8 protein-coding genes and 1 pseudogene are annotated in these 13,446 nt (G+C 43.1%); 2 read left to right on the top strand and 7 right to left on the bottom strand.

The annotated features are described in order from the left end of the window. Window positions 1-33 precede the first annotated feature (33 nt). Window positions 34-1,116, top strand: coding sequence for a hypothetical protein (locus QUB44_RS02835; protein WP_333362863.1), 1,083 nt, complete (start codon window positions 34-36; stop codon window positions 1,114-1,116). Between the two features lie 188 nt (window positions 1,117-1,304). Here QUB44_RS02835 and QUB44_RS02830 read toward each other — a convergent pair whose 3' ends face one another. From QUB44_RS02830 to QUB44_RS02815, 4 genes are all read right to left on the bottom strand, one after another. Then, a complete protein-coding gene (locus QUB44_RS02830) occupies window positions 1,305-1,802 on the bottom strand; it encodes a 2TM domain-containing protein (protein ID WP_333362860.1) in 498 nt (165 codons plus the stop codon). A gap of 309 nt (window positions 1,803-2,111) precedes the next feature. Beyond that, complete coding sequence (crtA, locus tag QUB44_RS02825; protein WP_333362857.1) at window positions 2,112-2,948, bottom strand: cyanoexosortase A; 837 nt, start codon at window positions 2,946-2,948, stop codon at window positions 2,112-2,114. A 1,016-nt stretch (window positions 2,949-3,964) separates the two neighbouring features. Then, entirely contained in the window at window positions 3,965-4,705 is a 741-nt protein-coding gene (locus QUB44_RS02820) for a PEP-CTERM sorting domain-containing protein (protein WP_333362854.1), read from the bottom strand. 1,620 nt (window positions 4,706-6,325) lie between these two features. After that, window positions 6,326-7,900, bottom strand: a complete 1,575-nt coding sequence (locus QUB44_RS02815; RefSeq protein WP_333362851.1) for an outer membrane protein assembly factor BamB family protein — start codon at window positions 7,898-7,900, stop codon at window positions 6,326-6,328. A 127-nt stretch (window positions 7,901-8,027) separates the two neighbouring features. Here QUB44_RS02815 and QUB44_RS02810 point away from each other — a divergent pair, with 127 nt between their 5' ends. Continuing rightward, window positions 8,028-10,115 carry a thioredoxin domain-containing protein gene (locus tag QUB44_RS02810; protein ID WP_333362848.1) on the top strand — a complete coding sequence of 696 codons (2,088 nt, stop codon included), beginning with the start codon at window positions 8,028-8,030 and terminating at the stop codon, window positions 10,113-10,115. A 163-nt stretch (window positions 10,116-10,278) separates the two neighbouring features. Here QUB44_RS02810 and QUB44_RS02805 read toward each other — a convergent pair whose 3' ends face one another. The 3 genes and pseudogenes from QUB44_RS02805 to QUB44_RS02795 form a co-directional block, all read right to left on the bottom strand. Further along, window positions 10,279-11,367 (bottom strand): ABC transporter ATP-binding protein, encoded by a 1,089-nt coding sequence (locus QUB44_RS02805; protein ID WP_333362845.1) that lies wholly within the window; start codon window positions 11,365-11,367, stop codon window positions 10,279-10,281. Between the two features lie 195 nt (window positions 11,368-11,562). After that, window positions 11,563-12,624: a spermidine/putrescine ABC transporter substrate-binding protein gene (locus QUB44_RS02800; RefSeq protein WP_333362842.1), complete on the bottom strand. Its 1,062-nt coding sequence runs from the start codon at window positions 12,622-12,624 to the stop codon at window positions 11,563-11,565. 51 nt (window positions 12,625-12,675) lie between these two features. Then, a pseudogene (locus tag QUB44_RS02795) lies at window positions 12,676-13,272 on the bottom strand (ABC transporter permease); the annotation flags it as partial. Between the last annotated feature and the right edge of the window lie 174 nt (window positions 13,273-13,446).

Genomic DNA, 13,446 nt, shown 5'->3' with positions numbered 1-13,446 from the left:
AAAGTAAAGAAAAATTTGCTCTGGAGATAAAAAATGAGTGACCAGCTTAACAAACCTCTGGAAATATGGATATATGAAGATTTACTACTTCCTGGGGTACGCCCAGCCCCACTGCTAATGCACCTCAGCCCGCCGGACACTAATCCACAGTTACAGTTTTGGAATTTGCTCAGGGATAAATTACCGGAGCTAGTCAAGATTCACCGATTTACAGACTTGGCAGATGCAGGCAAGATTGTGGTAACTCCACATTTTATTTCAAGTTATTATGGCCTTAATAAGGAAGCTGAATTACATAAATTCCGGCGCCAAGTATTAGGATCAAAAAGGACGCTCGTCACCTTTGCAAACTGTTTGGAGTGTCAGCCTTATCCAGGAGAAATATTGTTTGCCTCGGCAACTTACCGTGATAAAAAAGAAAAATCAATACCCATGCCCCCATGGATTTATGACCTGGGAGAGAAGGTAAATATGCCAAAACCATCAATGCCTACTGTCGGTTTTGTGGGAAATGTTGAATATCCATCCCGACTAAATTCGCTGATATTACGTTATATTAAATTTTCGGATTCTATGGTTAACTGGATGGCATGCAACCTTTTTGTTAATCGTAATTTGAATTTGGGAATGCGAAGGTTGATTGCACGATTAGTCAGACAAAAAATAATTAATGAAGTGCGAAAAGCGAAAAATCTACAAACATCTTTGATTGAAAGAAAGGGAGATTTTTTTAGTCTTCCATTGGAAGAAAGAAACCGCCAAAGAGCAGAGTATATCGAAAATATCGAGAATAATGCTTATATCTTGGCGATGAGGGGAGACGATAATGGCTGTTACCATCTCGGGGAGGTTATGTCAGCAGGGAGAATTCCGGTTTTCATTGATACCAATAAATCGTTACCGGAGTTGAGAGGGATGAAATGGGAAGATTTTTGCGTCATCGTTCCTTTTTCGGAAGTGCATCGGATTGGAGATTATGTCCAAGCTTTTCACGATAAACTTTCGGATGACGATTTTGCTCAGGCCTGCCGGAAATCTCGCGCTGCTTTTGAGCAGCTACTCCCTCACAATTTTGTTCTCAGGATTTTGGAAATAATTGCCAAAAGTACCAACTAATGATATATAAAAATGGCGATAGGAGGGCAGCGAAGAATGTCGGAGCTAACTTAAATATCGGATAAAATTACAGCAGTTATTAATCATTTGCTCCAGTTTTTCCGGCAGGATAGTTATCTTTTGCTAGTTCTTTGTATGGGCGGTACTTGATTTGAAGAAAAAGCGATCGCTTTTTTCTTAAGAGAAAATCACGACTGCAACCACTTCATAAACTTATTAGTTGCAGTACCAATAGACTCTCCGACTTGTTTCTTCAACCGCCACCGCTGAAACGCTTTTTCGTAATCTTCCCCTTCAGTTTGATAAACATTCCAAGCATTCAGCGACAATCCTAATCCCCATGTTAGTAAAATGAAGAGCGACCAAGAAAGCTCGTGCGAGCCTGCTAGATTAAACAAAACTAAAAAAGTATTGATAATGCCGTACTTTGTCACATTTTTCTGTAGTTTGCGACGACGGTAAGAGTTAAAAACCAGCTTTTCTTGAAATTCTCCTCTAGTTGCTAACCATTGCTGTTCCGCCGCTACAATATCCTGTTCGGAAATGCCCAATTCCGCTGCAATCTCGAAAAGCTGCACTCTGGATAATTCTCCTTCATCTTGTCGCCGCGCGATCGCAAGCTGTAAAATACCCTGAGCATCCTCTGAACCGTAAATTTGATTTATTTGACTTTCATTTGTCGCCATAACAGGTTTCCGATAATTCCTGACATCCTTTCTATGATAGATATAAGCGCAGTTAAACGACAGGTAGTGACATTGGCGGATTTCAACACCCGGACATTTGAGTGATTGAGACTCCTAACCAAGAATTTCAAAGGTGGTACCCGCCACGTGATTTATCCGTGGAATCAATCCAAAATCTAAAATCTAAAATCCTCACGCCGCCGAATTTACCCGTGGGGTAAATCCAAAATCTAAAATCTCAAATCTAAAATCGAATGACTATGGGAGGGGAAATCGAAGAACCGATATATTTCCTCAAATTGCAACTAATTAATTTCCCGAACTTTGACTAAGTTTGCTATCTCGTTTCAACATATATTGATAAAATATCCCAAACAAAATCACCGCAATCATGCCCACGACTAAAGAACCTTCACCCTCATGCCAATATTTAAACAAATCTAGGCGATTAGATGCAACTAACAATGCCATTCCCGCAACTCGAAAAACATTAATAATAAAACCAAAAATGACAGCGACACCTATTACCAAAGCCTTATTTTGTTTAGTAGGAAACATCACCAAACAAATTACCGCTAAACCTAATAAGTAATTCATTGCCTCTATACCCGAACAACCCCCATTTACCAACACCCTTCCTGTTGGCAAAGCAACATAATTACCGTCGCGTGTTACATCAAAACCGACATACCACAAAGAATAATGAGCAAATTTAGCAGTAAGTGAGGTAACAAAATCCACGAAAGGTAACGTAAGGACACTGGGAGTGCCATGAAAAAATAGTATTACCAATTCACGCCAATATAGTTTTAAGTTTTGAAAACCTACCGCAATTAGGCTCAAACCTAAACCAGACAAAAAAGGTACAACTCTTAAAAAAGGATCGAATTTACTGGAAACCACAGCACTTTGAAAGAGAATAAAAGCTATTAATAGCGTCCCTGCTATTGTCGATAATAGGTCACTTTTGATCTCACGCTGTTTGAGAATATCCTGGTTGTCCCAAAGCAGGGAACCCACAGCGAACCAAAAAACTATACTCATCCAAAAATGAGCAACATCGCCCAGTTTCCACAGGAGTGTCATATTCAGAGTTACTAAAGCTGTGGCGATAATGATGAGCCAAAAAAGTTTTCTCTTGAACATTTTAGATATTAGTTATTAGTTGATTGAGGAGAGCCATACTGCGGACTGTTTTTGATTGCCAACCCTAGAATAAGGGTTTCTCGGCGATTCGGCAATCGAAGTACCAACGGAAAATCCAGGGTTTCAGACTCCGAAGTAAAAACAGTCCAGACTATTCTTAGATCATATCATAAAAATAGTAGGGGATGTGGACAACTCAGTAGCTTGAACCCCTCCTACGGAAAGGACTCGGAGGGTGTTAATCGCCGTAAATCATGAGATGAGGTTAGTAGATACTCTGGAATTTGATGAATGGTGAAACTCAGATGCAACGCATAGCTCAGCATTAGGACACCTAGTGAAAAGACTGTTACTCGAAATGATTGGTTGGATTCCTAGCGCTTGCTTACTTTGCCCCTGTAAGCAAATACTAAAAAGCGAGTGAATAAACAAAAATTAAAAATAAGTAGCCTCAATGAGGCTGGGATTTCTTGAGAGTAGACGCAATTGGCACCGCGCAGTGTGTGACACTGAGGTTCGAGTAAATACGGCTGAGCGAGTTAGAGTTCGAGTAACGATCAATGGTGATTATCTCCTTTTAAAGAATCTCAGTGTATTTAGAGCGGAAATTCTTCAGAAACAGCTTTACGGTAGTTCTTAAATGCTCTGTCAAGGGGCGACTTGACGTTCAATACCAGTACCCTGGGGTGCTGTAATTACGCCATCCATCCAGCAATTATTCGCCCTTTAACAGTTCCGCATCAATTCGGATTAGTCGGTTGCAGGGAGTGCTCGCCCTCTAAGATGTTTCAATGCCTAGTTGATAAATTTGATTCCCAGGACTCAATTATAGATCTTAATAACAGCGGTAACGCTACAACTGCGTTTCATCTGGCCTTAAAAGCCCGGGGTTTTCACGGCTGCGCGCTATCAGATACTAAGAAACCTGGTTTCTTGGTGAAACCAGGTTTTTAGTCCTATCCTAAAATAATCAGTTTGACATCAAGCTAGAATCAAAAACGAGTTCAAATGATAGCTTATTCAGCTTTTTGAGCCCGATCGCGTTGCTTTTTGAACATAGTACCAAAACCAACAGCGGCTCCAGCAGCAAGCATTGTTAAAGGTTCAGGAGTAGCTTCAGTGTTGCTAGTGCTGCTGATGTAAGAATCGCTTGCACCATTGGGTAAGGCTTGAACGTGCAAACCTAATTTTAAGGCACCGGTATTCAAAGCGGAAACTACGTTAGCATAATTTCCAGTAAAGCTCAGTCCCAAAGTTTCGCCACCTTGGATACCCCATTTATTACCACCACCAGTGTTACGTGAGAAGGCATAGTCTGTGGTGAAGCCATTACCACCTTGAGGCAACTGATCGTTACCAGCACCACCAGTAAAAGCTACATTACCAATGTTAGCAACGTTAGCCACTGCATTAGAGAGATAGCCATTATCATCAAACAGAACTTTACTGATAAACATATCAGAGGCTGTGGGATTTCCAGAGTTGAAGATATTAAAAAGAACTGATGAACCCTGGTCAATTACGTCAAATGAAAAGCTATTTGCATAGGCATCTCCTGGCGTATCCCCACCCACGATATTAGCAAAGCTGAAGGCAGAGGCAGGTGCCAAGCCGATGGCAGAGGCAGGTGCTGCGGATACTGCACTAAGAGTAGCGACACCGGCAACAGCTAAAATATATTTGACTAAGTTTAATTGGGATTTCATGGTTGACACCTTTATTTTTATGTTGACTGGAAGCAGGTTTTTTTCCTTCACATATTCAATCTAAACGGAAGCACAAGTTAATGCAAGTAGTTTTGATAAAGATTCGATGAAGATTCAGAATACGCTGATTGGATTTAGCCAAAATGCCTAAATTGATGAGTTATAGCTAGCTATTTGCTATGGCGTACATCAAAAAATAGGGGTGCTGCCACCCGGATTTTAGTCCTGACTTTTCTCTCTTTCAAAAAGCTATAACCACCTTCCTAACCTGGGTTTTCACACAGCATAATTACTGATAAAACTCTTTTTAAGCTCTAAATTATGCCCTTAAAAAGTTTTTTATCCGTTAATGTACGGTAGAAAAGTTTAAGTGATAGCTTGATTGCTGGGTAAAAATAGGTAAAAACCGATGCTGACAGTTGAAGCTGCGGAATCTGGGCTATAACTCAGGACAAAATCTTGGATCATATTCGGTGCGTCGATTCTCGCTTTCGGATTCAGCAACAAGCGCCATTTAGACTTATATGTTGCACCATTATTAAGAACGCGCCCTCCGGCCCGTTCCACAAAGAATGAGTTTTCTTGTGGGGAGTGGGGGTTGGGCAGGAGATCCCGCCCAAAACAGGCTTATCGATCGTGGTGCAACATCTCAGTTTAGAGACCAATGGTTTCGGGGGTCGTTATTATCTGTGACGCCGGAACTTTGACCAACTAAAGGGACGACTCGACTTTCTGGGACATAGTTTTCGGAACGCCTCTACCGTCAGGGCTGTTTCATTCTCAGGAAAACCAGCTTTTTGTACGGTTCGTGCCAAGAATGCCGACCCATCCAGGATTTGTTAGGCATTTGGTGGGATTGGATCAGCCACGGAGGGCTGCCCCTACAAGAGAATGAAACAGCCCTGCGTCTACCGTGGAAGGCGGGGTGGTCGTTATCTACAAATGTTGGGACTAATAATTCTATTTCTGGGTCTGCTTTGGCTAAAAATTGGTTAATATTATTTTTCCGAAAACGCTCGATTCCAAGATTTAACGGGTGATAAGCAAGTAGAAATACTTGACGCAGTAAGGGTTTGAGTAGCTTGTCATCAAAAAAATGTGTGCGTGCGATCGCTAATTTTTAGGCTTTCTGCAGGGCCTAATCACGATTGTTCGTGTTCGCTACCATCAAAATTGTCAATAAACTTGTGATAATTACTAATCTCTTGAGGGAGGTTGAAGAGCCTAAACCATTTATATATCAAGGTTTCAGCGGCGTTGTCACTCCGTCAATTCCCAGATTCAGTTTGGCACTGTTTGAGGACAGCAGGAGGAACCGTCGCAGTCAGCAAAAATTATCCCAGCCGTTGATTGAAGGTTCTCCGAGACGATCGACTCATTTGACATCTAAATGATCGGTGATCGCCTGATTGATATGGCGATCGACTAACTCACTCTTTTAAGATACAAGGGGCGGGTTTCTGAGGTTGTCAATTATTGGCAGGTATGGTTGGTGAACCCGCCCCTTGTAAGAGGGGAGGGAGTAAGAAATTCACAAATGATGCGAGGATTGCTATATAACAGGTTTCCGATAAGCGCAGTTAAACGGCAGGTAGTGGCATTGGCGGATTTCAACATCTAGAAAATGAGGATGTGATCGCACTTCCGAGAGTCGCCAAGACTGTAGGTAGTTCACCCCAAAGTATACATCCAGCCATCCCTGGCGCAAATCCTCACAATTCCGTCCCAAACTACAGGCGTCGCCTCAAATGACAAACCCGGCTTAAATCTCCCCGATTCTATTACTTTCAAACGGTAAAACTCCCCTTTAGCATTTTTCAAGGCATTCTGATCCCCCGACTTCGCTCGTTCCCAATTCAAATTGAACAAATAAACACCGTTGTATCCCGCACTGATCAGTTTATTGCCATCGGTAAAAATCGGAGTCGAAATTGAAGAACCAATCGCTTTTTTAAATACTATTACCGGAGTATCGTAAGACTGGTTTCGCCAAGGCACAGCAATTTTTTTACCTGTAATCATATCTTGGGAACCGATGTACAAATTGCCGTCGAGCGCATTTGTGGCAAACAGCGCCGGAAACTCCCCTGAATTGTACTCGTCATTCAACGCCACCGAGCCAATTATCCCCCCTTCCCAGCTAGAAACTCGGCGATTTCCGGTAGGCAAAAACCATTCGACGCTGGCATTCGGTTCCTTGTTTGGATTCAGCTTCAGCACTCCGCCGTTGCCCTGAATGTATTGTTTTTCAATGGCACAAAATAGTTTCCCTGATTTAGAGATTACAGCACTTCCATCCAAATCTGAACCAGTATAGAAATCCCAAACTATCTTTTTAGTTTCAATGCTAATACCGTAAATATGACCGGAACCAGCAGCTATAAATATTCTATCTTTGAGCCTTGATGGCGATGATTCCGCTACCAAGTTGCCGCCGTGTTTGCTGATATCTCCTGCTGCATAAAGCTGTACTTCCGACAAGATATTTGGCTGCTTTATGCCTTCTTTGATTTTTGCACTGGTTGTGGAACTATCAAGAAAATAGCCGATCGCATTTTCCCCCGCATTGAACAAAACGCCACCGCCGATGTCCAAAGCGCTGCTGTCATTATCCCGGCTGTAGCTGGGCGTTTTCCTGATGTCCAATTTCCACAGTTCTTTGCCAGTTCTAAAAGATATTGCCCTAAAACTAGGCACTACTTTTTTGCCACCACCCCCACTGCGGCTTCCCTGCAAAATTACAATTCTGTTTTCGGCGCTAGCTTTTTGATCGATATAAATCGTTGATGAACCTTTGATTACATCATCAAATTTATAGCGCCAAACTTCTTTATTAGTAGCAATATCTATTTTTCGCAAATTGTGGTCATAAGCACCTATAATTAAATAAGTTTTTCCCCCGTCTCTGGTAATGGTCGGCTGTCCTGTCCAACCGGCACCGCTCCAAACTACAGACCGCCTTCCCAGAAAAGTCCGGCCGCTCCCTAGTTGAAATTTGTCGATTAACTTCAAGCTTTTCGGAACACCTCTGCCGTAGAACCGACGCTTGTCGTTACCTAAAAAGGTTGGGACTAATAATTCTATTTCTGGGTCTGCTTTAGCAAGAAGATTGTTAAGATTAGTTTCTAATAAAGCTTGCTCCGAGGATTCAGTTTGGGTCAGTTTGATAACAGCAGGAGGAACAGCAACACTCAGCAAAAATTGTCCTAGCTGTTGATTGAAGGTTCTCCGAGATGATAAGCTCATATTATATCGAGATAATCAGCCTTAATATTAAAACATAATTATCAGCAACAACTCAACTAAAACATCTCGCGCTAAACTGCTAGAGAACTGACAAGCTTACCCAGTACGAGTGAAAGTGGATTTGATTATGGTCAACCGTCTTGCTCAATCCCAAAGCCTTTACCTGCGGAAACACGCCGAAAATCCGATCGACTGGTGGCCCTGGTGCGACGAAGCTTTGGAAGCGGCCCGAAGCGAAAATAAACCGATTTTCCTGTCAATTGGCTACTCTAGCTGCCACTGGTGTACGGTGATGGAAGGGGAAGCATTTTCCGATGGCACGATCGCCCAATACATGAATTCGCATTTTATACCGATAAAAGTCGATCGTGAAGAACGCCCGGATATCGACAGCATTTATATGCAAACCTTGCAAATGATGACCGGCCAAGGCGGTTGGCCGCTCAACGTTTTTCTCACTCCCGACGAGCGAGTTCCCTTCTACGGAGGCACTTATTTCCCCGTAGAACCGCGCTACGGACGGCCGGGATTTTTAGAAGTTTTGCAAGCAATTCGCCGCTTTTACGACACAGAAAAAGGCAAAGTAGAAGCCTTCAAAGCAGAGATTTTAGGCAACCTCCAACAGTCGGCAGCGCTGTCAGGAGTAACCGCCGAATTAAATCGCGAACTCTTCCAAAAAGGCTTAGAAATCAACACCGGAATTATTGCGGGCAGCAACCCCGGCCCCAGTTTTCCGATGATACCTTATGCTGAGCTAGCACTGCGGGGAACGCGATTTAATTTTGAATCAAAATACGACAGCAAACAAGTCTGCACTCAGCGCGGATTAGACTTAGCCTTGGGCGGCATTTACGACCACGTAGGAGGCGGATTTCACCGCTATACGGTTGATGCGACTTGGACTGTGCCACACTTTGAAAAAATGCTCTACGACAACGGTCAAATTGTTGAGTATTTAGCAAATTTGTGGAGCGCGGGAATACAAGAACCGGCTTTTGAAAGTGCGATCGCGGGGACAGTAGAATGGTTGAAGCGAGAAATGACCGCGCCGACAGGTTATTTTTATGCTGCACAGGATGCTGACAGCTTTAACACTTCTGAAGAAGTTGAACCGGAAGAAGGAGCATTTTATGTCTGGACTTATGCCGAGCTGGAACAACTATTAACTGCTGAGGAATTGGCAGAAATTAAAGCACAGTTTACTGTTAGTCGCAGCGGCAATTTTGAAGGCAATAATGTATTGCAGCGCCGCCATCCAGGAAAACTGAGCGACACAGTAGAAACGGCTTTGGCTAAACTCTTTCAAGTTCGCTACGGTGGCAATCTCGATACTGTAAAAACCTTTCCGCCAGCCCGCAACAATCAAGAAGCTAAAAACGACAGTTGGCCGGGTAGAATTCCCGCCGTTACTGACACGAAAATGATTGCTGCTTGGAATAGCTTAATGATTTCGGGTTTGGCCCGCGCTGCGGCTGTTTTTGGGAATTGGGAATATCTGGAATTAGCTGTGAAAGCTGCTAATTTTATTTTAGACAATCAGTGGACGGATGGGCGGTTTCAGCGGTTGAATTATGACGGACATTCTGCTGTAACCGCGCAGTCGGAAGATTATGCTTTGTTTGTGAAAGCTTTGTTGGATTTGCATCAAGCGAGTTTGACTTTAGGTAACGGGGAAGAGGCAAAACAGTTGCCGAATTCTCAGTTTTGGTTAAAGAAAGCTGTGCAGGTGCAAGAAGAGTTTGATGAGTTTTTGTGGAGCGTGGAATTGGGAGGATATTACAATACTGCTAAGGATGCTAGCGGAGATTTGTTGGTGCGGGAACGCAGCTATATAGACAATGCAACTCCGGCGGCGAATGGAATTGCGATCGCCTCTTTGGTTCGCCTCGCGCTGTTGGGCCCGAATTTAGAATATCTCGATCGCGCGGAGCAAGGTCTGCAAGCTTTCAGCAGTATTGTACAAGATGCTCCCCAAGCTTGTCCGAGTCTACTTTCGGCGATCGACTGGTATCAGCATTCTACCCTGATTCGCACGACTCCCGACCAGATTTCGGGGTTGATTTCGCAGTATTATCCGACTGCTGTCTGTCAGATTGAGGCTGATTTGCCTGAAGGTGTTATCGGGTTAGTTTGCGAGTGTTTGACTTGCAAGGAACCTGCTAAAAGTCAAGAGCGACTGTTGGAGGAAATTGTGCAAAGTCAAACGCGAGTTTAGCACCAATACTGTCTATATTATTGAACCGCGAAGACGCTAGGGAAGAAGGAGGAAGGAGGAAGCAGAAGGAAGAAGTAGATTATCTTCTACCGGGAAGGAAGTACATCTTCAATCCGCTCCTCAATCTTCCACAGAATCTCAGTGGCTTCAGCCCGCTTGAGTGTCAACAAATGCAAATACTTTCCGGGGGCACGGCAACTCGAACGCTGTCGCCGACTTGGTGTCGCTGCAAGTCATCTCTGTGCAAGTTTTGTCGGCGAAGGGCGATCGAACTTTTAGCAGTCAACCGCACCGTATAGCGCGTATCAGTGCCAATATAAATAGCCTCTTCTACTATTCCCGGCCAGCTATTTTCAACATCATAATTAGCCGGATAAATAGCAGCTTTTTCTGGTCGCAAGACCAGAGTAACAACTTTCCCAGCGGGCATATCTTCTGCTGTCGCAACTAACACGGCTAACTGCTGGTCAACCAACACGATTATTTTACCATTTTGCTTTTCTACTACTCGACCACTTAAAAAATTGCTGTCGCCAATAAAATCAGCAACAAACCGCGTTTTAGGATATTCATAAATATCAACAGGCGTGCCGACTTGTTGCAGTTTTCCTCCATCCATCACTGCAATTCTGTCCGACATTGTTAGTGCTTCTTCCTGATCGTGAGTCACATAAATAAACGTAATTCCCAATTTGCGCTGCATTTTTTTTAATTCTAACTGCATCTCTTTACGCAATTTTAAATCCAGCGCTCCTAGGGGCTCATCCAACAGCAAAACAGACGGCTGTTTGACTAATGCTCTTGCTAGCGCTACTCGCTGCTGCTGTCCCCCTGACAGTTGGCGGGGATAGCGTTTTCCTACCTCGGTTAACTGTACTAATGCTAAGGCTTCAGCAACGCGATCGCGAATTGTTTTCTGAGGTATATTCTCCATTTCCAAGCCAAAAGCGACATTTTGTGCTACTGTCATGTGCGGAAATAAAGCATAATTTTGAAATACCGTATTTACTGGGCGGTGAAATGGCGGGCGATTTTGCATCGGTTGGCCGTGAATGTAAATTTCGCCCGCTGTGGGAATTTCAAAACCAGCGATCATTCGCAAAGTTGTAGTTTTGCCGCAGCCGGAAGGGCCGAGTAAAGAAAAGAATTCTCGATCGTAAATTTGCAGGTTGATGTTATCTACAGCTAAGAAATCTTGACTGCGGACACTTTTAAATACTTTGGAAACTTCTAAAACTTCGACAGAGTGCATTATTATATATCCTGGTAGGGTGCGTCAGTGATTAGCCTATAGTTTATCTAGAAAATTACGCTGTGCTGACGCACCCTACGAATTCTATCTCAGCTAATCAGGATTTAAATTGCTTATCAAATAATTTAACTCTTGTGGGGAGTAGGGGTTGGACTTCTAGCCCGCCCCCAATATGCAAGTTAAATGGGGGATAGCTTACTTTCCGGCCCCTGCTTTAACTTCCGTCCAAGCTCGATCGTACAATGCAGTTGCTTTCCCGACATCCTGCAATAATTTCATTTTACCAAACACCTCAGCCGGCGGGTAAATTTGAGGATTTTTAAAATCTTTCGGGTCAATTAAACCTTGATCAATTGCTGCTTTGTTGGGCGATCCGAAGTGGGTAAAATTGGAAATTTGGGCGCCGACTTCTGGCTGCAAAATAAAGTTAATAAATTTCTCCGCTAACTCTTTCTGGGGCGCACCTTTGGGAATAGCCATGTTGTCAGAAAAAATGATTGTTCCTTCTTTGGGAATAGCGTAACGGAGATTAGGATTTTCTGTCATCACTTGGAAAATATCACCGCTCCATTCCATTGTCAAATTTACTTCTCCTTGATCTAGCATATTTTGCCCGGTGTCGGGGACAAAAGCTGCAATGATATTTTTACTTTTAATCAGCAAATCGCGGGCTTTGTTAATCTCTTCGGGATTGGTGGTATTTGGATCAAATCCTAAATACATTAAAACTCCTGCTAATGTGTATCTGGCATCGTCTTGCCACGCGACTTTTCCGGTATATTTCGGGTCGAACATCACCCCCCAACTGTTAATTTCTCCCTGGATTGTTTTCACGTTATAGCCAATTCCCATGGTTCCCCACTGGTAGGGCAGCGAATATTTATTTCCCGGATCAAAAGCTTGATTGATAAACTTAGGTTCTAGGTTCTTTTGGTTGGGAATATTGTTTAGGTTCAGGGGCTCAATTAGATTTTCTGCGATCATGATTTTCACCATGTAATCTGCGGGAAATATTAAGTCGTAACCGGGGTTTCCCTGTTTAAGTTTGGCATAGAGTGCGTCGCTGTTCTCGAAAGTGTCGTATTGAATTTTAACATTGTTCTCTTTCTCGAATTGGGCGATCGTTTCTGGGGCGATATAACTTGCATAATTGTAAATGCTGAGCAGTTGCTGTTGGTTGCTACCTGTGCGGCTACACCCGAAAGCCATTGTTGCACTCATCACGAACAAAAGTAGGAAAGTCAGCAGGCGTTTCATAGGTTGTGTTAGTTGCAGACAAAAATAATTATGACACAGAAAGCAATTATTTTAACTTTTCTGAACTTTTAACGATGATATAACCAGCAACAAGGAAGCCAACAACATCAAAGTTGAAATGGCATTAATCGCTGGCGTCACTGAGAATTTTATCATGCCATAAACAAATAATGGTAGCGTCATGGAACCGACGCCGGTGGTAAAAAATGTCACGACAAAATCGTCTAGCGACAGAGTAAAAGCCAGCAGTGCCGCGCTGAAAATAGCGGGCCAAATCAGAGGTAGAGTGATGCGCCAAAAAGTCCGCCATTCGTTAGCGCCTAAGTCAAAAGCTGCTTGTTCTAATTGAGGATCTAGTTCCGCCAAACGCGCCCTGATAGTAATAGTCACAAAGGAAATATTAAAGACAATGTGACCGATAATTACGGTAGGTAAGCCGAGATTCAGGCGAATTCCCGTAAGATTTTCTACGATCCGAAATACTAGCGTAAAGAAAACTAGCAGCGAAATGCCGATCGTAATTTCGGGCATGATAATCGGCAAAAACAGTAAAGCTTCTACTGCTTTGCGCCCCGGAAAATGAAAGCGTTCCAGTGCTAGGGCGAGCATTGTACCAAAAATTGTCGCTAACACCGTCGAAATAGCTGCAATTAAGTAGTTAGACAGAATTAATTACACAAATACATAGTATAATGATATTCAGGCAAAATTATGAGTTAATTAGAATTTCATATGATGTTTATCCGGGAAATAAATCCTCTTTCGTCTAAATTGTTACAGCGAATTTATCGCCAAAGCCGACATCATCAGGTACGTCAACGA

The organism is Microcoleus sp. AT3-D2, from assembly GCF_036705715.1.
GTDB lineage: Bacteria > Cyanobacteriota > Cyanobacteriia > Cyanobacteriales > Microcoleaceae > Microcoleus.
This window is presented reverse-complemented; position numbering and strand designations above follow the sequence as displayed.

Excerpts from the sequence above, each read along its gene's own strand:
- QUB44_RS02835 (WP_333362863.1), top strand. The coding sequence starts at position 34 with ATGAGTGACCAGCTTAACAAACCTCTGGAAATATGGATATATGAAGAT.
- QUB44_RS02830 (WP_333362860.1), bottom strand. The coding sequence starts at position 1,802 with ATGGCGACAAATGAAAGTCAAATAAATCAAATTTACGGTTCAGAGGAT.
- crtA (WP_333362857.1), bottom strand. The coding sequence starts at position 2,948 with ATGTTCAAGAGAAAACTTTTTTGGCTCATCATTATCGCCACAGCTTTA.
- QUB44_RS02815 (WP_333362851.1), bottom strand. The coding sequence starts at position 7,900 with ATGAGCTTATCATCTCGGAGAACCTTCAATCAACAGCTAGGACAATTT.
- QUB44_RS02810 (WP_333362848.1), top strand. The coding sequence starts at position 8,028 with ATGGTCAACCGTCTTGCTCAATCCCAAAGCCTTTACCTGCGGAAACAC.
- QUB44_RS02805 (WP_333362845.1), bottom strand. The coding sequence starts at position 11,367 with ATGCACTCTGTCGAAGTTTTAGAAGTTTCCAAAGTATTTAAAAGTGTC.
- QUB44_RS02800 (WP_333362842.1), bottom strand. The coding sequence starts at position 12,624 with ATGAAACGCCTGCTGACTTTCCTACTTTTGTTCGTGATGAGTGCAACA.